Source organism: Rhizobium sp. R635, from assembly GCF_002211285.1.
In the GTDB taxonomy this organism is placed as follows: Bacteria; Pseudomonadota; Alphaproteobacteria; order Rhizobiales; family Rhizobiaceae; genus Rhizobium.
Genome location: NZ_LOKX01000023.1, coordinates 212,433 through 235,621 on the forward strand (window position 1 = coordinate 212,433; position 23,189 = coordinate 235,621).

The window sequence follows — 23,189 nt, forward strand, 5'->3', positions numbered from 1 at the left end:
GTCTTTTTTCCTTCGTTCGGATAGTCCCCATGTCTCAGTACGTTCTTACGGTTTCATGCAAGTCGACCCGCGGCATCGTCGCCGCGATATCGGGTTGCCTTGCCCAGAAAGGCTGCAATATCATCGACGCCTCCCAGTTCGATGATATCGAGAACACGAAATTTTTCATGAGAGTCACCTTCGTCTCGGAAGAGGGCGCAACGCACGAGGAAATCCGGGAAGGGTTCGCAAAGGTCGCCAAGCAGTTCGAGATGAATTTCGAACTGGTGGATGCCTCGCGCCGGATGAAGGTCATCCTCATGGTATCCCGCTTCGGGCATTGCCTGAACGATCTTCTCTACCGTTGGCGCATCGGCGCGCTGCCGATCGATATCGTCGGCGTCGTATCCAATCACCACGACTATCAAAAGCTGGTCGTGAACCACGACATTCCTTTCCACCACATCGCCGTGACCAAGGCCAACAAAGCTGAGGCGGAGGCGCGTTTGCTTGACATCGTCGGGCAATCGGAAGCCGAATTGGTGGTTCTTGCCCGCTACATGCAGATCCTCTCGGATGCGCTTTGCCAAAAGATGTCCGGCCGCATCATCAACATCCATCACTCGTTCCTGCCGAGCTTCAAGGGCGCCAACCCCTACAAGCAGGCCTATGAGCGCGGCGTGAAGCTGATCGGCGCGACGGCTCACTATGTCACCGCCGATCTCGACGAAGGTCCGATCATCGAGCAGGACACGGTGCGCATCACCCATGCGCAATCGGCGGAGGACTATGTCTCGCTGGGACGCGACGTCGAAGCCCAGGTGCTGGCGCGCGCCATTCACGCCCATATCCACCACCGCACCTTCATCAACGGCAATCGCACCGTCGTCTTCCCCGCAAGCCCGGGAAGCTACGCCTCCGAACGCATGGGCTGAGCCGGCCGGCCGGAAATTTAGGCAAGCGTGTTCCGCCAGTCGCTCGGCCGCGCTGCGGTTATCACGCTTGCTAAATCGACAGGTCAGCCGGCGCCGCCTGGAAGTTTGGGCAAGATTTAGGACACAGGACGCTTTCCGAAGCCGAATGTCTTGCGCAGGCTGCTGTCGACCGCGCTTGCCGGCATAAACCTGCGCAGCCGGCTTAGAAGCGTTGCCTGGCCGCCGGCCGGTTGACGCATTTTGTATGGGCCATTGATTGCCGCCAATATCTTCTCCGCAACTTTTATAGGCGACGGCGCGGTTTTGATCTGGGCTTGTACCGCCTTGATGGTCGCCTCAGCCTGCGTTGCATAGGCTCCCAAGGGCGCCTCGGTCTGTGCCGCGTTTACATCGAGCTTGGTGTTCGTAAAGGTCGGCTCAATCAGCACGACGCGCACGTTGAACTCACGAACCTCATGATCCAGCGATTCCGACAATCCTTCGAGTGCATGCTTGCTGCTGGCATATATTCCCATGAACGGCGCCGGCAGGAAACCGAGGACCGAGCTGATATTGATGATCAGCCCGCTGCGAGCGGCGCGCATGGAAGGCAAAGCAGCGCGCATCATGCGCAAAGGGCCGAAAACATTGGCATCGAATACCGTTTGCGCTTCGCGAGGCGACGTGTTCTCGACAGGGCCGACCAGCGAAACGCCGGCATTGTTGACTAGGATGTCAATCTTGCCTGCCTCGGACAACACCCATTGAACAAAATTGGAGACCGAGGCGTCGTCGGTCACGTCGACAGTCCCATAGCGCACGCCGGGAATGGCGTTGACACGTGCCGGGTTGCGGACGCCCCCGAAGACCTGGAAGCCGTTTTGTGAAAGAAGGCGGGCTGACGCCTCGCCTATTCCGGAGGATGCTCCGGTAATCACGACAACTCTATTTTTAGACATGCATGCTCCTTGGTTCTTATCAAGCAGTTGATTATCAATAACTTTTTATTCTCTAGCGATTTTTCGGCCAGAGTTGCTCTCGCGAATTCGCCCGGTTTCCGGCACGTCAAACGCCATCACCGCTTCGCAGAACATCACTCGGCAGCCATCGCCGTTGCTAACTCCACGGCGCTTGGTGAATTTGCATGGCCTTCATTTTTCGTCGGCTTGATGCGGAACCAGCTGGCGTAGAGAGCGGGAAGGAAGAGCAGGATCATCGCTGTGCCGACCGCCGTTCCGCCGATCAGCGTATAGGCCATCGACCCCCAGAACACCGAATGGGTGAGAGGAATGAAGGCAAGGACGGCGGCAAGGGCTGTCAGGATGACGGGACGCGTCCGCTGCACTGTCGCCTCGATGACGGCGTGATAATCGTCGAGACCGGCTGACTTGTTCTCCTTGATCTGTTCCGTCAGGATCAAGGTATTGCGCATCAGAATTCCCGCCAGCCCGATCAATCCAAGAATGGCATTGAAGCCGAAGGGCTTATCGAAGAGCAGCAGCACCGGAACCGCCCCGGCAAGGCCGAGAGGCCCCGTCAGCATGACCATGGTCATCGTCGACAGGCTGCGGACCTGCAGCACGATCACGATCAGCATGGCGGCAATCATTGCCGGGAAGATTTTGACGAGGGCGGCGTTGGCCTTGAGCGACTCCTCGATGTTCCCGCCCATCTCGATACGATACCCCACAGGCAGCGAGGCGATCAGCGGCTGAAGCGCCTTTAGAATCTGCTCTGATACTTCTGGCGGCTGGGACGCCTCGTTGATATCGGACCGGATGGTGATGACAGGCGTGCGGTCACGACGTTTCAGGATCGGTTCCTCAAACCGGATTTCCGAATGGCCGATCTGATCGAGCGGGACCTGTCGCCCATCCCGGCTCATCAGTGAGAAGTCTGCCAATCGTGACGGGTCAAGCCGGTTTCCGCCGGCACTGCGCGCAACGACAGGCACGTTGCGGATATTCTCGCGAACCTCAGTGATCGGAATTCCGCTCAGCAGCAATTGCAGCTGCTGCGCTGCCTCGGCCGGCGACAGGCCGATGAGGCCCAACCGATCCTGGTCGGGAACGAAGCGCAGCACCGGCGAGCGGTTGCCCCAATCGCGGTTTGCCTGGCGCACATCCGGCACGCTCTTCATGATATCGAGGGCTTTTTCGGATATCTGGTACAATTGCTCCGGATCAGGGCCGGTGATCCGGAACTCGACCGGAAACGGCGTGTAAGGCCCGAAGACGAGCTGCGTAACGCGGACATAGGCCTCGGGGGCAAGCCCGTCCGAAATGGCCGCACGCAGCCGAAGCTTCAATACCTCGCGCGTGTGAGCGTCAGGGGTCAGCACGACGATCTTGGCGAAAGACGGGTCCGGCAATTCCGGCGCCATGGCAAAGAAGAAGCGGGGAGCGCCCTGACCGACATAGCTCGTGACGGTCTTTGCCTCCGGCTGCTTCTGCAGCCACCCTTCGAGCTTCTTGACCGCTGCCGTCGTCGTCTCGATGCTGGTGCCTTCCGGCATGCGGACTTCGACGAGGACTTCGGGACGGTCCGACGTCGGGAAGAACTGCTTTTTCACCGCTCCCATCCCAACGACGGAGGTTCCCATGGCGATTACGACCACCGCACAGGTGACGAACTTGTGGCGCACGGTAAACTCGATCAGCCGCCGCAGGCGCCGGTAGTTCGGGGTGTTATAGATGGCGTGATGGCCCCCTTCGACCGGTTTGATCGCCGGCAGCATCTTGACGCCGAGATAGGGCGTGAAGATCACCGCAACGATCCAGGATACGATGAGCGCAAAGCCCACGACCCAGAAGATGTTGCCGGCATATTCGCCGGCGGTCGAGCGGGCGAAGCCGACGGGCATCAACCCGATGATCGTTACGAGCGTGCCGGATAGCATGGGCGCCGCCGTATGGCTCCAGGCATAGGCGGCCGCCTTGATGCGATCCATCCCCTCTTCCATCTTCACCACCATCACCTCGATGGCGATGATGGCGTCGTCGACCAGAAGGCCGAGCGCCAGGATGAGCGCTCCGAGAGTGATGCGATCGAAGAACCGGCCGGTCTCCAGCATGATGAGGAAGACGACCGCAAGCGTCAGCGGAACGGCCAGAGCCACGACGATGCCGACACGCCAACCGAGGCTGACAAGGCTGACGAACAATACGACGCCGAGGGCCATGGCGAATTTCAGCATGAACTCGCCGACGGCTTCCTCGATGTTGACGGCCTGGTCGCTGACCTTGGCGAGCGTCATGCCGAGCGGCAGGGTCTTCGCGATCGCGGCGGATCTTTCTTCCAGGGCCTTGCCTAGCTCCAGACCGTTCCATCCCTGTTGCATTACCGCGGCAAGCATGATGGCGGGCTCGCCGTCATGGCGAATGAGATAGGTGGCCGGATCCTCATAGCCGCGCCGCACTTCGGCAAAATCCGAGAGTTTCAACGTGCGTCCGGCCGCGACGATCGGCGTGTCGGCGATCGCCTGGATACTGTCATAGGCGCCATCGAAGCGAATGAAGACCTGCGGCCCGCGCGTATCGATAGATCCCGCCGGCGTCACCGTGTTTCGCCGCTGCAAGGCGGCCGCGACGTCCTGGGCCGAAATGCCAAGGGTGGCAAGCTTGGCATAGGAGAATTCGACGAAGATCCGTTCGGGCCGCTCTCCGAGGATGTTGATCTTCTTGACTCCAGGCACATGCAGAAGATCCTGGCGGATCACCTCGGCCTGGCGGACGAGCTCACGCATCGGCATGCCCTTGGCCTTCAACGCATAAAGGCCGAAGCTGACATCCGAGTACTCGTCGTTGACAAAGGGGCCAAGCACGCCCCGGGGAAGGCTCCGTGCCTCGTCTCCAAGCTTCTTTCGCGCCTGATAGAATTCCTCCTCGACTGCCGTGGACGGCGTGCTGTCCTTCAAGGTGACGGTCAAGAAGGCGTATCCCGGCCGGGTTGTCGTCTCGACACGATCGTACCAGGTGAGTTCCTGGAGGCGCTTCTCGAGCGGCTCGGCGACCAGATCCTGCATCTCGCGCGCAGTCGCGCCCGGCCAGACGGTCGTCACGGTCAAAGTCTTGATGGTGAAGGAAGGATCCTCGGCGCGCCCGAGCTTGACGAAGGCATAGGCGCCGGCGGCGGCCAGCAGGACGATGAAGAACAGCGTAACGGCCCGCTCGCGAACAGCGAGCGCGGAGAGGTTGAAGGTCATCAGTTTGCCGCCTCTGCCTGTTCTACCTTGGTGCGCACGCTGGCGCCGTCCTGCAGCAGATGGGCACCGAGAGCGACGACCGGCTCGCCTGATTTGACGCTGGAAACCACCGCGACCTCCTCACCCAATTGTTCTATTTTCACCTGCCGGAAGTGGACGGTCGAAGATGCCTGATCGAAGACCCAGACGCCGGTTCGGCTGCCATCGTCCAACAAGGCGCCGACCGGCACCGCGGCATGCGATTGGCCGGCGCTGCTGGAGATTCTGATCGTCACCGTCGCGCCCAGCGGCGCCGATGCTGCGGCGCCATCCAGAACCCAGCGCGCCTCATAGGTGCGGGTTTGAGGATCGGCGGCGTCGGAGATCTGCCGAAGCCGCGCCTTGTCCTGCCGGCTCTCGTTTCCGTAGATGCTGGCGTCGGCTATCTCGCCGATTTGCGGCCGCAGCGACTCCGGAAGCCAGACGAGCGCTTCGCGCGGGCCGGCCTGCGCCAGGCGGATCACAATCTGTCCCGCCGTCACGACTTGACCCGGCTCTCCGAGCGTTTCGACAATGGTCCCGTCAGCATCAGCAACCAACAAGGAGTAAGTTGCGGCGTTTTCAGCGACCCTTGCCTCCGCTTCCGCCGCAGCCAGTTGAGCCGTTGCAGTGTCGAGCGCCGCCTTTGCCTGTTCATAGCGCTGCGGCGAAGCCGCCGCCAATCCGCTTTTCGCCAAAGCAGCGTAGCGTCTCTCATCGGCTTGCGCTTGGATCAACACAGCTTGCGCGGAGACAACTGCGTTGTGTTTCGCAGTCAGCGCGAGACGCAGATCGGTCTCATCGATGCGCATCAAAGGCTGACCGGCTTCGACCTGCTCGCCAACGTCCACATAACGCTGGACGACCTTGCCCGGTACGCGAAAACCAAGATTGCTCTGCACTCGGGCGGCGATGGTGCCCGTAAAGGCGCGTTCGGCCGTTTCCGGCTTCTTCGCTTCCACCAGTTTGACGAACGGCGGCGCGATTCGGGGATCGGCGGCTTGCGCGCTTCCTTTCGAGGAGACTCCGAAAAGCACGAACGCCGTGGCGCCGGCAGCCGCCAGAAGGCCGAAAGAGGCGAGGAGGATTTTGCGGTTCATGTCAGTAAGCCTTATTGACGGGCGCAGCCTTTGAATTAGATTGCGATCTAACTCTAATTCCGCTATAGATGTCAAATGAAATCTAATTGGAGATCGCAATGAGAGTCAGTCGTGCTCAAGCCGAGGCCAATCGTGAAACGGTGATCAACGTCGCAAGCCGGCTTTTCCGAGAGCATGGATTCGACGGCATCGGCCTGAAGGACCTGATGAAAGGGGCCGGTCTGACGCAAGGCGGCTTCTACAAGCAGTTCGCATCGAAGGATGATCTTGCGGCGCTGGCATCCGGCCGAGCAATGGAGAGCGCCATTCGCAGGTGGTCGCGGGTTGCCGCCGGAAGTGCCGATCCCTTCGCCGCGGTTGTCGGCATGTATCTGTCGACCGGGCACCAGGAAGAGAAAGGTGACGGCTGCCCCTTGGCTGCGCTTGGGTCAGATGCGGCACGCCAGAGTGAAGAAGTGCGAGTCCCGTTCCAGAATGGCATCGAGGCGCATCTTCAGATTCTCGACGAATTGATCCCGGCATCGGACGGCACGAAACCCTATGACAAAGCCATGGTCGTCCTGTCCCTCATGGTGGGCGCCGTAACCATCTCTCGCATCATGACCGACCAGGGCATGTCGGAGCGTCTGCTCGAAGCCGCGGCCGATGCAGTCAAACGGATCGCGGGTGAAACTGCGGAGGAGGAATGAGATCCCGCCTGACATTCCTCGGACGACAGCAATCGCACCGTCGTCTTCCCGGCAAGCCCCGGAAGCTGCGCCTCCGAGCGTAGAGTGTGAGTCGCCGAGGGGTTAACGCAGCGCTGAGAACCGCCTGATGGTGTCGACGTGATCGCCGAGCAACAGCTCCTCATTCCGATCATATATGAGGATTATTCACTCTTCATATTCATTCAATCTTTTCATTCGCTTAAATAAATTCATCGACCGACGGAAGTGACATTACGTTAGGGAATTTCGGGGTCGCGTTAACTTTTTGTTAACCATGTCGGCGGTACAGATGGTCAACGATTTATTCACACAGATGACCAAAGTGCTAACAGACGCTCGCTCTATCCGAATCAAGGGCCGCTCCTTCCTGGCCGTCATGTTGTCCCCGGACCTTCCTTTCGACGATTGGTTGGCGAGGTTGGACGATCTGGCCGCACGTTCGGCCGGCTTCTTCCTGGGACGCCCCGTCGTCCTCGACCTGACGGATCTGCAGATCGACAAGCCGCAGCTCAAGGAACTCATTGCCGAACTCGGCAAGCGCAATGTCAGCATCATGGGCATCGAGGGCGCGCGGCCTTCCATTCTGGGCTCCGGCATGCCTCCGGCGCTCAAAGGCGGCCGTTCCGCTTCCGACATCGAGGTTCAGGCGTCGAATGAGCCTGCCGATCCGGTCGGCAAACCGGCGGCGACCGAGATCCGTCCGGCAACGACGCAATCCATCGTCATCCGGGAACCGGTGCGCTCGGGGCAGTCGGTGATCTTCCCGGAAGGCGACGTCACGATCGTCGGCTCCGTCGCCTCGGGCGCGGAAGTCATCGCCGGCGGCTCCGTCCATATCTATGGGGCGCTGCGCGGCCGAGCCATGGCAGGATCCATCGGAAACGCATCCGCGCGGATCTTTTGCCGGAAGCTCGAGGCCGAACTCGTTGCAATCGACGGCATCTACAAAATGGCGGAAGACATGGCCCCCAATCTTCGCGGACAGGCAGTTCAGCTCTGGCTCGAAGAGGATGCGATCATGGCGGAAAAACTGATCTGACCCGGCTGCGGCCACGGCAAAGGAGAGAGAAATGGGGAAAGTGATCGTCGTCACGTCAGGTAAGGGCGGGGTCGGAAAGACGACCTCGACGGCCGCATTGGGAGCGGCGCTGGCGCAACGCAATGAAAAAGTCGTCGTCGTCGATTTCGACGTCGGCCTGCGCAATCTCGACCTGGTGATGGGCGCGGAACGCAGGGTCGTCTACGACCTGATCAACGTCATCCAGGGCGATGCCAAGCTTCCCCAGGCGCTGATCCGCGACAAGCGGCTGGAAACCCTGTTCCTGCTGCCGGCCTCGCAGACGCGCGACAAGGACAATCTGACAGCCGAAGGCGTCGAGCGCGTCATCAACGATCTGAAGCGCTATTTCGACTGGATCATCTGCGACAGCCCTGCCGGGATCGAGCGCGGTGCAACGCTTGCCATGCGCCATGCCGACGTTGCCGTTGTCGTCACCAACCCGGAAGTTTCGTCGGTGCGCGATTCCGATCGCATCATCGGCCTGCTCGATGCCAAGACCGCCAAGGCCGAACGCGGCGAGCGGATGGAAAAGCACCTGCTGCTGACCCGTTACGACGCCAACCGCGCCGAGCGCGGCGACATGCTCAAGGTCGACGACGTTCTGGAGATCCTTTCCATCCCGCTGCTCGGCATCGTGCCCGAAAGCATGGACGTGCTGCGCGCTTCCAATATCGGCGCACCGGTGACGCTGGCGGAAAGCCGCAGCGCAGCCGCCATGGCTTATTTCGACGCCGCTCGCCGGCTCGCCGGCGAAACTTTGCCGATCGCGATCCCTGAGGAAAAGCGGAATATCTTCGGCAAGATCTTCGGAAGGAGAGCGGCATGAATATTTTCCGTCTCTTCAACAAGCAGCGCACGGCGCCCGCCGCCCGCGAACGCCTCCAGGTACTCCTCGCCCATGAGCGTTCCTCGGCGGGATCGGACCTCGTCTCCCTGCTGCGCGAGGAAATCCTTGCGGTCATCGCCAAGCATGTCGAGCTCGACCACGACAAGGTTCAGGTGACGATCGACCGCAACGAATTTGTCTCGACCCTGGAGATCGATGTCGAAATCCCGCTGAACGCTGCCGTGCAGGCCGCCTGACGGCAACGACGAGTTTCCCCTCCTTGTGAAAGTCGCCATGGAAGCATGGCGACTTTTCTATTGATGCGGACCGTTCTCGTCATGCAGAGGCGAAAGGCTCAGCGGCCGCCTTCGATCTTGCGGTGGCGCTGGTTGATGCCGCCCTTGCCGTAGGGATAATCCAGGGGCTGGGGCGCGCTGACCTCGTTGAGCCTCGCAATCTCCTCGTTGGAGAGCCCGACCTTCATGGCGCCGAGATTGTCGGCAAGCTGTTCGGGCGTGCGGGCGCCAAGAATGACCGAGGTCACGGCCGGCTGTGCCGCCGTCCAGGCGAGCGCCACCTGCGCCATGCTGACGCCGCGTGCCTTGGCGATCTCCTCGACGGCCGCGATGATCGCCCAGGTGCGTTCCTGCGCATTGCGCGGCGCATAGGATTCGCTGCCGCGGTTGGGGTTTTCGCCGAGGCGGGTGGCGCCGGTCGGCATCTCGTCGCGCTTGTACTTGCCGGTCAGCCAGCCGCCGCCGAGCGGCGACCAGGGCAGGAGGCCCATGCCGGCATCCTGGCAGGCCGCGACGATTTCGAGCTCGATGTCACGCGCGAGCAGGCTGTATTGCGGCTGCAGCGTCACCGGACGCGTGTAGCCGCGGGCCTTGGCGATCTCGGACGCCTTGGCGATGTGCCAGCCGACATAGTTGGAAAAGCCGTAATAGCCGATCTTGCCTGATGAAACTGCATCGTCGAGGAAGCGCAGCGTCTCCTCGATCGGCGTCAGCGCGTCCCAGGCATGCATCTGGTAGAGGTCGATCTGCTCCAGGCCGAGGCGGCGAAGTGAATCGTCGAGCGCCTGGCCGAGATGCCGGCGCGACAGGCCGATATCGTTGGGCCCGTTGCCCATCGGAAACCGCCCCTTGGTGGCGACGATCGCCTGGCGGGCTTCGGTCGGGCGCGCCTTCAGCCAGCGTCCGATGATCTCCTCCGACTTGCCGGCGCTGTAGACATCAGCCGTATCGATGAAATTGCCGCCCCAGGCGAAATAATCGTCGAGCAGCTTGTGCGAGGCCGCTTCGTCGGCCTCCGCGCCGAAGGTCATGGTGCCCAGGCAATAGGCGGTGACGACGGTCCCGCTCGGACCGAGCTTGCGATAATCCATTTCTTCCTCCTCATACGGATGCCGCAGCCGACGTGCGAAATCGTCGGGGTAGAAGCCGGGGCTCCTGCAATCAATGACAATATCGTGCTTGAGGCGGCGGCTTGCCGCCGGGATGAGGTATGGCGCCCTGGGCTCGGGTAGCGCGAGGGGCAAGGGCAGCATAGCCAATCCCGCCCGTGCTACAAGTGGGAAAAAATATTTCCGACAACGTTTACGGATTCTGCTGAAACGAACCGGCAATAAGATCGGCGGCGTCAACGCCGGTCTCGTAAGCGCCGTGCGCCGTCGAATAACGCGAGCGCGAGCAGGCTTCGCCCGCGAAGAAGATTCGCCCGTTATGCGGCGCGGCAAGCTCCCCGCGCAAATCGGAAGCGCCGGGTTCGGCGTAGGAATAGGAGCCGCCGATGTGGGGTGTCGCGGCCCAGGCCGAGATCGCGGCCACCGATAACTCCTTGCGGATATCCGCCCCGAAATGCGCTGCCAGTTCATCGGCGGCGAAGGAAAAGGCAGCCTCTCGGCCCTCCCGCTCGAGATCACGCGCGAGGTCTCCGGCAAAATAGGCCTCGACGACGGGCGCGCCGAACGGCCGCAGCTGATAGGTGCCGGTCGCACCGCGGCTGGTCGAGCCGAGCATATGCGTATCCGCCGGCAGCGCCTCCGGATTGGCGAGCCTGAGGAAGAGCTTGTCGGCGAGCCCGAGCGGCAGACGGGCGGCCGCCTCAGCCTTTCCGGGCAGGGGAGGGTCGAAGGCGATCCGGCCTGCGGCAAGCACGTTGGTCGAAACGGTCACGAGCACGGCGCGGGCGCTGAGCGTCCCCTGGTTCGTCTCGATGCCGATACGGCCGGCATGGCGGTGGTCGATGCGCGTGACTTCGACACCGAGTCTGGCGGGAACCGGACTGCCGTAGCGCGAGATCAACGTCCCATAGCCCTCGCGCACCCGCCAGTCGGGACCGGGGCCGGGATCGTATCTGTTGTAGTCGGCGACCGAAGACCGCTCCAGCTCGGCGCCGGTGATGTAAGTGCCGATCGCCCGGATATGGCCGTTCCAGGGATTGCCGGGTTCGAGCTTTGCGGCCAGATCGGTATCGCCGCCTTCATGGCTTTCGAGACGTTCGAAATAGGCGCCGATCGCCTCCTGCGAGGCACGCGCGTCGGCATCATCCCGCTCGAGCTGCCGCCCGCCATTCCAGGGCGCAGGCGTGCGGTCGACCGTCAAACCGACTTCGCCGGCTATTTCAGTCCAGGCATTGGTCCGCGCCCCATGCAGCCAGCCGCAGCCGAGGTCGAGCCGGACATTGTCTGCTCCCGGCAGCCCGACCGTCCAGGCCCTGCCGCCGAGACGATTTCCGGCTTCGAGCAGGAGGATGGAGAGATCCGGACGGATTGCCTGCAGACGGCGGGCTGCGGCAATGCCGGCGGCACCCGCGCCGATGATGACGACGTCCTCGTCCGCACCCTTGCCGTTGTCGCCGGGCATATGATCTCCTTTAATCGCTCATCCTCAGCTAAACTTCCCTCTCCCTGAAAGACAAGGGCTCGATATAACGCCGCGCCCGATGGATTAAGCCGCGTCTCCGTGACATATAGATCCGATGAGCGTGAACAGAGATTCGCAACTCGACATGTTTGCCAAGGCATCGCCCGCGATCGCCAAGGCGCACGGTCCGTCGCGCCGGCGGCAATCGCAGCCGGCCGCCCGCTCCGAGGAAGACATGGCGCGGGTGCTAGAGGAGAGCGGCAATTATCGCATCCTCAGAAAACTCGCGCCCCGGCCGATTGCCGCAATCCGGCGACCGGAATTTTCGCGGCTCGGCGTCGTTCTCGATACCGAAACGACAGGCCTCAACCACCGCAGCGACGAGATCATCGAAATCGGCGCGGTCGCCTTCACATTCGACGATGACGGCGCGGTCGGCGATGTCGTCGGCATCTATGGCGGCCTGCAGCAGCCGTCAAAGCCGATCCCGGCCGAGATTACCCGGCTGACAGGAATCACCGATGCGATGGTCGAAGGACAGGTCATCGATATCAGGACACTCAGCGCCCTGATCGAGCCGGCAGATCTGATCATTGCCCACAATGCCGGTTTCGACCGTCCGTTCTGCGAGGCCTTCTCGAAGATCTTCGCCGGCAAAGCCTGGGCATGTTCCGTTTCGGAGATCGACTGGAGCACACGCGGTTTCGAGGGCACGAAGCTCGGCTATCTCGTCGGCCAGGCCGGTTATTTCCACGAAGGCCATCGCGCGGTGGACGACTGCCACGCCCTGCTCGAAATCCTCGACCGGGCACCGCGCGAGGGTGAAAACCCCTTCGCGGAGCTTTACCGCGCCAGCCAGCGCTCCCGTATCCGCATCTTTGCCGAGCACAGCCCGTTCGAGATGAAGGATCACCTGAAGGCGCGGGGCTACCGCTGGTCGGATGGAAGCGACGGCCGCCTGAAATCCTGGTGGATCGAGATCGGCGAGGAAGATCTCGCCGAAGAGCTTTCCTATCTACGCTCGGAAATCTACCGGTGGAAAGAAGCGGACCCGCCGATCATGCGGCTGACGGCCTTCGACCGCTTCAAACTCTGACCCTCTTCGACAATCCATGCATTTGCTGCATAGGTGCAGTGATGCATTGGCGCTGCAACAATCGAAGGTCCCGTATTATATGAAGCTCATCGAAGCGAACGAAGCGCCAAGGACTGGCAGCTAAGCTTCGAAAGCCCACGGAAAGGGGATCATCATGAACGTAGCACGCTCTTTCAACAACTGGCGCAAGTATCGTCAGACGGTCGCTGAACTGGGCCGTATGTCCACGCGCGAACTGGACGACCTCGGCATCGGCCGCGGCGACATCCGCAACGTTGCGCGCGCAGCCATCGCCCGCTAACGGCCACGCAGACTACATTTTTCGAGACTTGCCCAGCGCCTGCTTCCTCCCGAGCGGGCGCTTTACTTTTTGCGCTTGCCGGCAGATGACGAGCCGCCCGCTTTTCGCATAACGCATAGCTGCCCTGCAAAGAAATGCCTATGAACTGAGCAGGAAATAAGTATGATTATTTCCATCGAAGCGATGCACCTCCTCCCGCATCCCTTCGGACATGCAGGCGCCCCATCCTCCTCCCAGGGTCGCTTGCGGGAACGGCAGCACTCCTCCTCCCAGCTGTCGTTCGGTTTTATCGAAAGCCTGCCGCACCTCCTCCCGCGGCAGGCTTTTTTCATTTTGCCGAGGGAAATGCCGCACCGCGCCGAGGGCGGCCGCTTTGTGATGGCGGTCATCACCCCGGACAATTTCTCCCGTTATTCCCAGATTTGCTGCCAGGTTCCTGCGGGCCGCGTGCCTTCTCCAGCGAGCACCGGACAAACCTGTTGACACCCAACTTGTCGTACAACTATGTAACCAGGTAGATACCCACGCGGGCGGAAGACGGCAGGCAAGACCGGCTTCCGCGATAGCGACAATGCCTGACGACAACGAAGCTGAAGGAAATTCGACATGCAGATCGACGTGAGACACGCCTCCCATCCCGAGGCCGTGCGCAATTTCGACACCGAAACGCTGCGGCGTCATTTTCTGGTCGAGACCATCTTCGAAGGCGGCGAGATCCGGCTCACCTATTCCCATTACGACCGCATGGTCATCGGCGGCGCCACACCACTCGGCAACGGCCTGCCTCTGACGGCGCCGACGGCGATCGGGCAGGAAACCTTCCTTGCCGAACGTGAACTCGGCGCGCTGAACATCGGTGGGGCCGGCCGCATCGTCGTCGACGGCACGAGCTACGATCTTGCCAAATATGATTGCCTCTATGTCGGCAAGGGGGCGCGCGATGTCCGCTTCGAAAGCGCCGATGCCGCCGATCCGGCGAAGTTCTACCTCGTCTCGACCCCGGCGCATGCCACGCATCCGACCGTGCTGCTCACCCGCGACAAGGCGCGGCACTTGAGCCCCGGCGACCCGGCAACCTCGAACAAGCGCTCGATCTACCAGTATGTCCATCCGGAGATCTGCCAGTCCTGCCAGCTGACCATGGGCCTCACCATGCTGGAAACCGGCAGCGTCTGGAACACCATGCCGGCCCACACGCATGACCGGCGCATGGAAGCCTATCTCTATTTCGACCTCGAAGCCGACCAGCGCGTCTTCCACTTCATGGGCGAGCCGCAGCAGACCCGCCACATGGTCGTCGCCAGCGAACAGGCGGTCATTTCGCCGCCGTGGTCGGTTCACTCCGGCGCCGGCACCCGTAACTACAGCTTCATCTGGGCGATGGCCGGTGACAACAAGAGCTTTACCGACATGGACCACATCGCCGTTGCGGATCTGAGGTAAGCGCCGTGGCAAATCCCTTCGACCTTTCCGGCAGGACTGCCGTCGTCACCGGCGCCAACACCGGCATCGGCCAGGCCATCGCTGCCGCGCTGGCTGAGGCCGGTGCAGCGATCGTCGCCGTCGGACGCTCCTCGATGGACGAGACCGAAGCACTGGTGAAGCAGGCGGGAAGCCGCTTCCATGTCGTCAAGGCCGATCTCTCCACCATCGAGCCGGTGAAGGGGATCGTCGACGAGACGATCAGCACCTTCGGCGGCCTCGACATTCTCGTCAACAATGCCGGCATCATCCGCCGCGCCGATGCGCTCGACTTCACCGAGGAAGACTGGGACGCGGTCATCGACGTCAACCTGAAGACCGCCTTCTTCCTGTCGCAGGCGGCCGGCCGCCACATGGTCGAGAAGGGCAGGGGCAAGATCATCAACATCGCCTCGCTGCTCTCCTTCCAGGGCGGCATCCGCATTCCGTCCTATACCGCCTCGAAAAGCGGGCTTGCCGGACTGACCAAGCTGCTTGCCTGCGAATGGGCCGGCAAGGGCGTCAACGTCAACGCCATCGCGCCGGGTTATTTCGTCACCAACAACACGACGGCACTGCGCGAAGATCCCGACCGCAACGCCGCCATCCTCGCCCGCATTCCGGCCGGGCGCTGGGGAACGCCTGATGAACTCGGCGGCGCTGCGGTGTTCCTGGCGTCGTCGGCATCCGATTACGTGCACGGAACGGTGCTGCCGGTCGACGGCGGCTGGCTGGCACGGTAATCCGCTCACTGAACGACGACTGCATAATTTAAAGTGCAACAGCGCCGCGCGTCTGAAACGACGCGTGGCGCTGTCGGCATAGAGCTGCCGTGACCGACGTCGTTTTGCCTTTCCGGCCGGCATGCGTTAGCAAATGGAAATGAGGCGGGCGCAGCCGCATCGACAGGCAGGATTCGACACGGGATGACGGACAGGGACAACGCGGTCTTCAATACCACTCGGCAACCGCCGAACCTGCGCAGCGGCCTTGCGGATACGTTGATGGCGCAGATCGAGTCCGGCGACCTGCAGCCCGGCCAGCGCCTGCCGACCGAACAGGCGATCATGGCGGCGACCGGTGTCAGCCGGACGATCGTGCGCGAGGCGCTTGCCACACTGCGGGCGAAGGGGCTGATCACCACCCGCCAGGGCCTCGGCGCCTTCGTCTCGAACGATCCGACGCCGAGATCCTTCTCCATCATTCCGAACGACCTGCAGTCGATCGACGAGGTCCTGCGCGTGCTGGAGCTTCGCATCGGCGTCGAATATGAAGCGGCCGGCCTTGCCGCCTTGCGGCGCACCCAGGAAGACATCGACCGCATGCAGGATCGCCTCGACGCCCTCGACAAGGCGCTCGAAGAAGGCGGATATGGCGCGCAGGAGGACTATGCCTTCCATCGGTCCATTCTGGTCGCGACGCAGAACTCCTATTACGGCCGGCTCTTCGATACGTTCGGCAACATCATGGTGCCACGGCAATGGGCGCGCCTGGACAAGATGACGGCTGCCGAGCGCAAGCGCCATGCAACGCGCATGCGCAGGGAACACCACGCCATATTCACGGCGATCCGCGACGGCAACGAAGCCGCCGCGCGGCGCGCCATCCGCACCCACCTGTCGAAAAGTACGGCGCGCTTCGAAGAGCTGCGCGACGCCAGCACCTCGTCCTGAACCTTTACGGCTTCATCAGCCGACGCCAGGCGGCGTGATCGGTCCGCAAATCGATGGAGGCGTGAGCCGTGGGCAGCAGCGGCTTGCGCTGACGCCGGCCGAAGCGCCGTTTGAAGCCCAGGATATTTTCGACGAAGCTTCGGGTATAAAGCCCGGGTCCGCTCGAATAGATGCGCCATCCGCCGTCGACGGCGATCTTCCCGGCCTTGACGCTCTCCCAATCGGCCGCCGCCTGATAGCGGTCAGGGAAGGCGGCATCGCTGCTGCTGAAATAGGTGTTGCGCTGGCGCAGCGAAGCGTGCGGCAGGGCTGATGTGACGGCGATCGGATTGACGACTGATATCGCCTTCCAGAGTTCATCCGCCTCGGCCCCCAGGGCAAGCGTTTCGCAATAGCGCAGATGCGCATGCACATACATCAGCCCGATCTCGCGGCCGAAGAAGGAGGAGGATTCGGCGCGGCGAAACAGCGTCTCGGGTCCGCCGGCATAGGTCGCCGGCTTTTCCATCAGCCGCACGCCATCAGGGAAGAGCAGATGCTCTTCGATCAGCCGCATATGAGCCTGCCTCTGCGCCGGCGTGAACAGCCTGCCGAGCATCGCCTGCGTCATCGAGATCAGCGAGAAAGAGAGCCCGGTGCGCCGGTCGCTCGGGTGCAGCAGCAATTCGACGCCGTCATGTTCGGGATCGAAGATACCATAGCCGGCAACAACGCCGTCACGAATGAGATGACGGTTGAAATCCCGGCGCATCGCCGTCGCGATCTTCCTGAGCGCCTTGGCTTTGTCGCCCCGGCCGTGGCGGCGCAGGATCGCGGAATAGCGGACGACCTGCTCGTAGAGAAGGGCAACCGTCCAGCTGCTCACCATCCAGTCGCGCAGATGCGGATCGGCCGGCTGCAGGGAATCGTTCCAGTCTCCCTCGCCGTAGCGGATCAGATGCGTTCCCGGAATGAACTGTTCGCGGACAGTATCGAGCAGCTTCTCGGCATGCGTCGCGATGGTGTCGGTTTCGGACGCCTTCTGCATGGTTTTTTCGTCACGCCAGGAAACTTCCTCGTCGAGGATGGCGAGATCGCCGGTCGCTTCGATATAGTCGCAGAGCGCCTTCAGCGGCCAGACGACGATATCGCCGTGGCTGTCGCCGGCCCGGATGTTGGAATAGGGCTCCAGCATGAACCATTGCGGCCAGTCGCCTTTTTCCAGGTATTGTTCGCTGAAGACGGTTTTCACCACCTCCTTGGCCTCGCGATCATGCTCATAGGCAAGCAGGAACTCGATCGGCCCCTGGCAGGCGTCGCGCGTTCCCCAGGCCGCACCGGTATATTGCTCGAGGCCGTGCGGCACGCTCAGATGCACGATGGCGTCATGCGCAAGCCAGGGCAGGAGGGTTGTCTGCGCGGCAAGGTCGGGCGCCGTGCCGCCGATCGTCAGGCCGCGCACGGTCTTCCGCCAGAATTTAGATGCCGGCACCAGCATCGCTTCATCGGTAACGCCGGCTTCATACCGCTGCGCCAGGTGTTCGGCCTCTTTCGCATCGGTCATCGAGCCGACGACGGCGAAGGAAAGAACCTGCGTCGACCGGGAGCGAAGCGCCACGAAGGCGCCGTTGCGCGCAACGCCGTCTGTGTAGAGAAGCTCATCGCCGCCGATTTCCTCGATGGCATCAGGCGTCGAACTCACCAGCCAATAGCCGGCGTCGGGGTAGCGTTCGCCCCAGAGCCAGGCCGGATCGGGCAGGAAACGAATGCGTTTGCCCGGCGCATCGAAGTCGATCCGCCCACCCGCATCATATTCGCGCTCACCGAGGACGACATGGCCGAACACGAGGAAGCGGCAAGGCTTACCTTCGACGGAGACGGTCCATTGCATGGCCGCATCCTCGCCGGAAACCACGGCCGCGACAGTGATGGTGCGGTCGGCGCAGCGATAGATCCAGCGGCAATCGCTGAGCCCCATCTCGAAAGCCGAAGGCACCGCCAGGAGCTGCCAACCCGCCCCGACATCCGTCATGATGCGCAGCCCGCTGGCGCGCGTCAGATTGTAGGGATCGCGGGAGACCGAAAAGAGCTTGTGAAAGGAGGTATTGCCGATCGTCAGTTGCGCGGCGAAAATGCCCTGCATCCAGCAGGTCGCGGCAAGCGTGGAATCGTCGAGCAGCATGTTCTGGCCGCTCCTGACGATCGCGCCGTGGCGGCGCGCCACCAGGCGTTCCTTTTCGCTGAGGACGACGTGGCGGTTCAAGACACCATCGGCCACGAAAAACGAAAGGAGCTTTCCGTCGGCGCGTTCCTCCAGGCTCCGTTCAGGATAAAGCCGCGCAATCGCCTTTTTATCGAGCGGCTCGGCCTCCAGCAGAGGAGCATCCTGCAGCAGGCTGCGGGCGGGCTCGGCTTCGGCAATCTCAGCGGCGGCGCTTTCTGTGGCCGCAAGCCCATCGAGCCGCGAAAGATCGGCATCGCTCGAAGCCTCGGGATGATCGGCGGCAAACAGAGCGAAAAAGGTCGCGCTCACCCCGCTTGTCGGTACGGAAAGGGATTTCGATTGGATGGCAGGACATGCCGTTTCCTGCTGCCGCCGTTCACTCGGCAGGCTGGCGCCGAACGGGCCGACCAGCAGATCGCCGAGGCGGTCTTTCGCCTGCACCAGCTGGATCGCATCCGTGGCATAGGCGGCCGTGCCATCGAGGCAGCCCTGCGCGAGCCAGGGATTGCGGGCGCCCGACTGTTTGAGATTTTGCCGGTTCATCACGACCCATCCATAGGTCTTGTGATCGGCAATATGGTGATCGACATATTGCGAGGCATAGGCCTCACTGTTCATCAGGAAGCCGCGATCGCCGAGGCCGACGTCTTGGATCAGCACCAGATCGACCGGCAGCGTTCCCTTCTTCGGATACGTGAGCGAGACGCGCCAGAACCAGGCCGTTTCGGTGGGATGAAGTTCGAGGCGGACGTTATAGCCGATATCGCCTGTTTTGCCGCTCCAGGAGAAGCTCGTCGCATTATGCCCGAATCTGCCAGCGGCCCGAGACCCGACGATCTCGACGACATCAGGCGCGGCGCCGCCGATGCGCAGGTAAAGGCGGCCGATGCCGCCGATGAGCGGCGAGCCTTGAATCTGGTTGATCTGCACCGATCCCTTGTCGTCGGCATATTCGATGGCAAACAGCGTGCCGTTGGGCAGCGCCGATATCGACAGGCCGGAACCGTTGCTGATGGTGCGGAGGCCGAGATCATCGCGGCGGGGCATTTGCAAACTGCGCGTAAAGTCCGGGGACATCAGGATCTCATCGATTGGCATCAGAGGGAATCGAAGGATGACGCAAAAAGATTGAGAGAAATCTTACTGACGGCCGTAAGATCGGCAAGTGTCGTGACGTGACGATCAACTCTTGCGGTTGTGTGTCGCATCGGCCAGGTTAGCCTCGCAAACTGAACATCGCCGTGAAATCGGTCGCGGTGCCCGTATAACTACCGCCATTTCTCAATGAGAAATCCGGACCGTCCTTGAAGGGGATCGGTATCGGGCAGACGCACTGACGAGATTTTCGTCAGCATTTCGCTTGAAGCAGCCGAGGTCTGAATGTCCGCATGCTGCCCCTTAGGATATGCGCCGATCACCTGGAAGTCCGGCGTGCAGCCGAGATTTTGGTGCCCGGTTCCGGCAGGAAGCACCAAACAATCTCCTGCCGCAACCTCCAATGCTTGACCGCCGGGACCGCCGATCAGCAGCGTGGCGCCGCCACGTGTAATTCCCAGCACTTCATGGGCACCGGAATGGTAGTGCTGATAGTCGAAGACACCGTTTGTCCAGATACCAGTCCAACCGTTTGCCGCGAAGCGACCTTCGAAATCGCGAGGTCCACCATCGGCAAAGATATCCCGGTAAAGCAATACAGGAAGACGCGGGTTGTTTGGAACCCAGTCGCTCTGCTCGAAAATAATCGTCTCGGTGTTCATGCTGAATTCCCACGGTAGGCGAGGGCCTTGACACGATAGTTGGGGGCCATCCGCGCTGGTGAGCGAGTTCGATGCGATTGCGATGGCTTCAAAAGGCTAAACTTTGGCGACCGCCAACAGTTCCTTCAATCAATATGTTAAACGATTCTGCTTAAGCAGATCGTCACGTGACGGGTCTCATGCCGGCGCTGGCCGCCTGGCGAAGGGCACTGAGAGCAGGGCGCAGCCGGTCAGAACGGCGACGACCATCCAGGCTTCGTTGATCGCCTGAACGCTGGCCGCTGTCTGGACGAGAGGATCGAGCAGCGCCGTCGCATCCGCATCGAAGCTGCCGCTATGCCCCGATATGGCCTGGAGAGGCGCGCCGACGAATGTCGCGGCCTCGATGTCGCCGGCTTGAAGGCGCGTCCAGAGACCCTGTCCCAGCGGTTCCGAGCGCGTGTAGATGATGGTGTCGATGAGCGCAATGCCGATGGCGCCACCGAGGTTGCGCATCAGGTTGAAAAGACCACTCGCATCGGGAATGCGATCGGCCGGAAGCGTGCCGAGCGCCAGCCGCGTCGGCGGCAGCAGACAGAACATGATAGCGACGCCGCGCACGACCTGCGGCCAGAACATCGCGTCATAATCCGAGCGCGGATCCTGAAATGCGCTCATACCGACACCGATCGCAAACAGGGCAAAACCGACAGCCGACAGCAGCCGCGCATCCATGCGCTTCTCCAACGCAACGGCGACCGGTGCCGTGATCAGTTGCGCGATGCCCGTGACCAGCATCGTCATGCCGATTTCGAGAGCATCGTGCCCCCTGACGAAAGCGAGAAAGACCGGCATGAGATAGACCGAGCCGAAGAGACCGATGCCGAGCACGAAGCTCAGGATCGAACCGACGAGAAAGTTCCGATCGGCGAAATTGCCGAGATCGACGATCGGTCGTGTTCGCCGGAGCGTTCGCCCTGTGAAGATGGCTCCCGACACAAGACAAAGGGCGAGCAGGCTCAGCACATAGGCGGAGGTCCAGCCGCTGGTCGGCGCCTCCTTCAGGCTGAGTTCCAGGCTCGTCAATGAGGTTGCCATCAGCAGCAGCGAAAGGATGTCGATGTGCCCGAGTTCGGACGAATCGATCGCCTGCCGCGGCAGGAAGCGTGCCGCGACGATGGCCGAGGCGATCCCCGGCAGGATGTTGATCAGGAACAGCCAGTGCCAGGAATATGTCTGCGTCAGCCAGCCGCCGACGATCGGTCCGACGGTCGGCGCAAGCACAGCAAGCACACCGGCGATCGTCGTCGCAAGCGCCTGCCGCTCATTTGGGAAAAGGATGAACACGGCTGAAAACACAGAGGGGATCAGCGTGCCGCCGCAAAAGCCCTGAAGCACCCGCCAGGCGACCAATTCCGCAAAGCTGCCGCTCGCCGCGCAGCCGGCAGAGGCCGCGACGAACAGGCCGACGGCGACGACGAACAGCCATCGCATCGTCAAAAGCCGCGTCAGCAGGCCGGTCAGCGGGATGGCGACCACTTCGGCGATCAGATAGGCCGTCTGTATCCAGCTCATCTGATCCGGACCGATATCGAGCGCCGACTGGATGGTCGGCAGCGACGTCGCCACCACCTGAACGTCGAGGATCGCCATGAACATGCCGACGCACATAGCCAGGAAGCCGAGCCAGACGATGGCCGGCGCCCCGTCAGGACGAGCAGCTTCAAGTCGTTCCGACATGCTATGATCCCGCCAGCGGCATTGTCTGCGTCGATGAGAATATCTGAGGCCAACATGTTTGCGATCGAAACGATCGGCATGTCAACCGGCACGCTTCGGCGGAGGCAACTCTAGATCAAGCATCGGCATCGGCATCGTGGCGTCGCTTACGTCATTGCCGAAAACGCGACCGAGCCTGACCGGGAAGGCCAGGCTCGGTGTTCGATCAGCGAATATGGTCCGGGCGTTCTATGCGCCCGGCTCCCTTTGCGTTGGCCAGTACGATTAGCCGCGGAAGAGCGACAGGATGTTCTGGGACGACGAATTCGCGATCGACAGCGATTGGATTGCAAGCTGCTGCTGGGTTTGCAGGGCAGAAAGCCTGCTCGACTCCTCTTCCATGTCGGCATCGACGAGCCGGCCGACGCCCGAGTCGATCGAATCGGAGAGTGCGCCGACGAAGTCTTCCTGCAATTCGATGCGGGTCGAGATCGAACCCAGCTGCGCACCCGCAGAGGTCATTGCCGACAGCGCGGATTCGACAGTCGTCAGCGCCGACTGGATCTGGCCGAGCGTGAAGTCGGTGATATCCATCGAATAGACCGAGCCGGTCGCGCCCGACGAAGTGCCGAGAATACCCGTGGAGGTTTCGATCGAGCCGCCGCTCATGCCGAACAGGACGTTGCCCATCGAGGCGGTATCCAGAGCATAGTCCGTCATTTTCACCGAAACGGCGCCGGAGCCGTCGCGGACGAAGGACGATACGACGCTCACGGTGCCGTCAGCGCCGGCGACCCAGTTTTCGCCCGAGAAGGACGCCGATTGGGCGATGCTCATCAGTTGCTCCTGCAGCTGGCTGATTTCTTCCTGGACCTTGGACTTGTCGACACCGTCTTCGGTCGCGGCCACGAGCTTGGCTTTGATCTCGTCGACGACGTCGATCGCGCTGTCCATTGCGGTATAGGCGGTATCGACTTTTGCGGCACCGAGGCCGAGCGCGTCGGACACGGCGGAAAGGGCCTTGTTGTCGGACCGCATCGTGGTCGCGATCGACCAGTAGGCGGCGTTGTCGGATGCGGTATCGACGCGATAACCGGTGGAAACGCGGTTCTGCGTCGATTCGAGACCGGAGTTGATGGAGCGCAGCGTCTGAAGGGCTGCCATCGCCGAATTGTTCGTATTGATGCTCGTCATTGGAAATTCGCCTGTTTCGGAAGTTGGATGTGGTGCATCCCGGCAACATCCGGGCCGTGGCGAGCAGCCTCATGCTTATCGACTCCTTCGGGTAGGTCAATTCGCCATCGTTGGGTCAATTATGGTAC

The 23,189-nt window shown here is 61.9% G+C and carries 20 protein-coding genes; 11 read left to right on the forward strand and 9 right to left on the reverse strand.

Features of this window, described 5'->3' with window-relative positions; translation table 11 throughout:
- The first annotated feature begins 29 nt into the window (after positions 1 to 29).
- Positions 30 to 914: a formyltetrahydrofolate deformylase gene (gene purU, locus ATY78_RS17720; RefSeq protein ID WP_088683614.1), complete on the forward strand. Its 885-nt coding sequence runs from the start codon at positions 30 to 32 to the stop codon at positions 912 to 914.
- Between the two features lie 116 nt (positions 915 to 1,030).
- Here the strand turns inward: purU and ATY78_RS17725 are convergent, their stop codons facing one another.
- The 3 genes from ATY78_RS17725 to ATY78_RS17735 all read right to left on the reverse strand — a co-directional run bounded on the left by ATY78_RS17725 (position 1,031) and on the right by ATY78_RS17735 (position 6,215).
- Positions 1,031 to 1,852: an oxidoreductase gene (locus tag ATY78_RS17725; RefSeq protein WP_088683615.1), complete on the reverse strand. Its 822-nt coding sequence runs from the start codon at positions 1,850 to 1,852 to the stop codon at positions 1,031 to 1,033.
- Between the two features lie 134 nt (positions 1,853 to 1,986).
- On the reverse strand, positions 1,987 to 5,097 hold the full coding sequence (locus ATY78_RS17730; RefSeq protein WP_088683616.1) for an efflux RND transporter permease subunit: 3,111 nt from the start codon (positions 5,095 to 5,097) through the stop codon (positions 1,987 to 1,989).
- On the reverse strand, positions 5,097 to 6,215 hold the full coding sequence (locus ATY78_RS17735) for an efflux RND transporter periplasmic adaptor subunit (RefSeq protein ID WP_088683617.1): 1,119 nt from the start codon (positions 6,213 to 6,215) through the stop codon (positions 5,097 to 5,099). The genes ATY78_RS17730 and ATY78_RS17735 overlap by 1 nt, the downstream gene beginning before the upstream one ends.
- Positions 6,216 to 6,313: 98 nt before the next feature.
- Between ATY78_RS17735 and ATY78_RS17740 the strand changes: the two genes are divergently transcribed.
- The 4 genes from ATY78_RS17740 (at position 6,314) to minE (ending at position 9,068) form a co-directional block, all read left to right on the forward strand.
- On the forward strand, positions 6,314 to 6,904 hold the full coding sequence (locus ATY78_RS17740) for a TetR/AcrR family transcriptional regulator (RefSeq protein ID WP_088683618.1): 591 nt from the start codon (positions 6,314 to 6,316) through the stop codon (positions 6,902 to 6,904).
- Between the two features lie 334 nt (positions 6,905 to 7,238).
- Positions 7,239 to 7,964: a septum site-determining protein MinC gene (gene minC, locus ATY78_RS17745; RefSeq protein WP_088683785.1), complete on the forward strand. Its 726-nt coding sequence runs from the start codon at positions 7,239 to 7,241 to the stop codon at positions 7,962 to 7,964.
- A 31-nt stretch (positions 7,965 to 7,995) separates the two neighbouring features.
- Entirely contained in the window at positions 7,996 to 8,811 is an 816-nt protein-coding gene (gene minD / locus ATY78_RS17750) for a septum site-determining protein MinD (protein WP_088683619.1), read from the forward strand.
- Positions 8,808 to 9,068, forward strand: coding sequence for a cell division topological specificity factor MinE (gene minE / locus ATY78_RS17755; RefSeq protein WP_011428260.1), 261 nt, complete (start codon positions 8,808 to 8,810; stop codon positions 9,066 to 9,068). The genes minD and minE overlap by 4 nt, the downstream gene beginning before the upstream one ends.
- Before the next feature lie 98 nt (positions 9,069 to 9,166).
- On the opposite strand, the gene ATY78_RS17760 is transcribed toward minE, so the two are convergent.
- Positions 9,167 to 10,198 (reverse strand): aldo/keto reductase, encoded by a 1,032-nt coding sequence (locus tag ATY78_RS17760; protein WP_088683620.1) that lies wholly within the window; start codon positions 10,196 to 10,198, stop codon positions 9,167 to 9,169.
- Between the two features lie 211 nt (positions 10,199 to 10,409).
- On the reverse strand, positions 10,410 to 11,678 hold the full coding sequence (locus tag ATY78_RS17765; RefSeq protein WP_088683621.1) for an NAD(P)/FAD-dependent oxidoreductase: 1,269 nt from the start codon (positions 11,676 to 11,678) through the stop codon (positions 10,410 to 10,412).
- A 115-nt stretch (positions 11,679 to 11,793) separates the two neighbouring features.
- Between ATY78_RS17765 and ATY78_RS17770 the strand changes: the two genes are divergently transcribed.
- From ATY78_RS17770 to ATY78_RS17795, 6 genes are all read left to right on the forward strand, one after another.
- Entirely contained in the window at positions 11,794 to 12,774 is a 981-nt protein-coding gene (locus tag ATY78_RS17770) for a 3'-5' exonuclease (protein WP_088683622.1), read from the forward strand.
- Between the two features lie 154 nt (positions 12,775 to 12,928).
- Positions 12,929 to 13,075: a DUF1127 domain-containing protein gene (locus tag ATY78_RS17775; RefSeq protein ID WP_011428254.1), complete on the forward strand. Its 147-nt coding sequence runs from the start codon at positions 12,929 to 12,931 to the stop codon at positions 13,073 to 13,075.
- Between the two features lie 162 nt (positions 13,076 to 13,237).
- Positions 13,238 to 13,558 (forward strand): hypothetical protein, encoded by a 321-nt coding sequence (locus tag ATY78_RS28590; protein WP_088683623.1) that lies wholly within the window; start codon positions 13,238 to 13,240, stop codon positions 13,556 to 13,558.
- A gap of 123 nt (positions 13,559 to 13,681) precedes the next feature.
- Complete coding sequence (kduI, locus tag ATY78_RS17785) at positions 13,682 to 14,518, forward strand: 5-dehydro-4-deoxy-D-glucuronate isomerase (protein WP_088683624.1); 837 nt, start codon at positions 13,682 to 13,684, stop codon at positions 14,516 to 14,518.
- 5 nt (positions 14,519 to 14,523) lie between these two features.
- Positions 14,524 to 15,279, forward strand: coding sequence for a 2-dehydro-3-deoxy-D-gluconate 5-dehydrogenase KduD (gene kduD / locus ATY78_RS17790; protein WP_088683625.1), 756 nt, complete (start codon positions 14,524 to 14,526; stop codon positions 15,277 to 15,279).
- 183 nt (positions 15,280 to 15,462) lie between these two features.
- Positions 15,463 to 16,209 carry a FadR/GntR family transcriptional regulator gene (locus tag ATY78_RS17795; RefSeq protein ID WP_088683626.1) on the forward strand — a complete coding sequence of 249 codons (747 nt, stop codon included), beginning with the start codon at positions 15,463 to 15,465 and terminating at the stop codon, positions 16,207 to 16,209.
- Between the two features lie 4 nt (positions 16,210 to 16,213).
- Here the strand turns inward: ATY78_RS17795 and ATY78_RS17800 are convergent, their stop codons facing one another.
- From ATY78_RS17800 to ATY78_RS17815, 4 genes are all read right to left on the reverse strand, one after another.
- Complete coding sequence (locus ATY78_RS17800; protein WP_088683627.1) at positions 16,214 to 19,489, reverse strand: cellobiose phosphorylase; 3,276 nt, start codon at positions 19,487 to 19,489, stop codon at positions 16,214 to 16,216.
- 191 nt (positions 19,490 to 19,680) lie between these two features.
- Positions 19,681 to 20,169 (reverse strand): cupin, encoded by a 489-nt coding sequence (locus tag ATY78_RS17805; RefSeq protein WP_088683628.1) that lies wholly within the window; start codon positions 20,167 to 20,169, stop codon positions 19,681 to 19,683.
- A gap of 177 nt (positions 20,170 to 20,346) precedes the next feature.
- Complete coding sequence (locus ATY78_RS17810; RefSeq protein WP_088683629.1) at positions 20,347 to 21,888, reverse strand: DHA2 family efflux MFS transporter permease subunit; 1,542 nt, start codon at positions 21,886 to 21,888, stop codon at positions 20,347 to 20,349.
- Between the two features lie 264 nt (positions 21,889 to 22,152).
- Positions 22,153 to 23,061, reverse strand: a complete 909-nt coding sequence (locus ATY78_RS17815; RefSeq protein WP_088683630.1) for a flagellin — start codon at positions 23,059 to 23,061, stop codon at positions 22,153 to 22,155.
- Positions 23,062 to 23,189 lie beyond the last annotated feature (128 nt).

Excerpts from the sequence above, each read along its gene's own strand:
- purU (WP_088683614.1), top strand. The coding sequence starts at position 30 with ATGTCTCAGTACGTTCTTACGGTTTCATGCAAGTCGACCCGCGGCATC.
- ATY78_RS17725 (WP_088683615.1), bottom strand. The coding sequence starts at position 1,852 with ATGTCTAAAAATAGAGTTGTCGTGATTACCGGAGCATCCTCCGGAATA.
- ATY78_RS17730 (WP_088683616.1), bottom strand. The coding sequence starts at position 5,097 with ATGACCTTCAACCTCTCCGCGCTCGCTGTTCGCGAGCGGGCCGTTACG.
- ATY78_RS17735 (WP_088683617.1), bottom strand. The coding sequence starts at position 6,215 with ATGAACCGCAAAATCCTCCTCGCCTCTTTCGGCCTTCTGGCGGCTGCC.
- ATY78_RS17740 (WP_088683618.1), top strand. The coding sequence starts at position 6,314 with ATGAGAGTCAGTCGTGCTCAAGCCGAGGCCAATCGTGAAACGGTGATC.
- minC (WP_088683785.1), top strand. The coding sequence starts at position 7,239 with ATGACCAAAGTGCTAACAGACGCTCGCTCTATCCGAATCAAGGGCCGC.
- minD (WP_088683619.1), top strand. The coding sequence starts at position 7,996 with ATGGGGAAAGTGATCGTCGTCACGTCAGGTAAGGGCGGGGTCGGAAAG.
- minE (WP_011428260.1), top strand. The coding sequence starts at position 8,808 with ATGAATATTTTCCGTCTCTTCAACAAGCAGCGCACGGCGCCCGCCGCC.
- ATY78_RS17760 (WP_088683620.1), bottom strand. The coding sequence starts at position 10,198 with ATGGATTATCGCAAGCTCGGTCCGAGCGGGACCGTCGTCACCGCCTAT.
- ATY78_RS17765 (WP_088683621.1), bottom strand. The coding sequence starts at position 11,678 with ATGCCCGGCGACAACGGCAAGGGTGCGGACGAGGACGTCGTCATCATC.
- ATY78_RS17770 (WP_088683622.1), top strand. The coding sequence starts at position 11,794 with ATGAGCGTGAACAGAGATTCGCAACTCGACATGTTTGCCAAGGCATCG.
- ATY78_RS17775 (WP_011428254.1), top strand. The coding sequence starts at position 12,929 with ATGAACGTAGCACGCTCTTTCAACAACTGGCGCAAGTATCGTCAGACG.
- ATY78_RS28590 (WP_088683623.1), top strand. The coding sequence starts at position 13,238 with ATGATTATTTCCATCGAAGCGATGCACCTCCTCCCGCATCCCTTCGGA.
- kduI (WP_088683624.1), top strand. The coding sequence starts at position 13,682 with ATGCAGATCGACGTGAGACACGCCTCCCATCCCGAGGCCGTGCGCAAT.
- ATY78_RS17795 (WP_088683626.1), top strand. The coding sequence starts at position 15,463 with ATGACGGACAGGGACAACGCGGTCTTCAATACCACTCGGCAACCGCCG.
- ATY78_RS17800 (WP_088683627.1), bottom strand. The coding sequence starts at position 19,489 with ATGTCCCCGGACTTTACGCGCAGTTTGCAAATGCCCCGCCGCGATGAT.
- ATY78_RS17805 (WP_088683628.1), bottom strand. The coding sequence starts at position 20,169 with ATGAACACCGAGACGATTATTTTCGAGCAGAGCGACTGGGTTCCAAAC.
- ATY78_RS17810 (WP_088683629.1), bottom strand. The coding sequence starts at position 21,888 with ATGTCGGAACGACTTGAAGCTGCTCGTCCTGACGGGGCGCCGGCCATC.
- ATY78_RS17815 (WP_088683630.1), bottom strand. The coding sequence starts at position 23,061 with ATGACGAGCATCAATACGAACAATTCGGCGATGGCAGCCCTTCAGACG.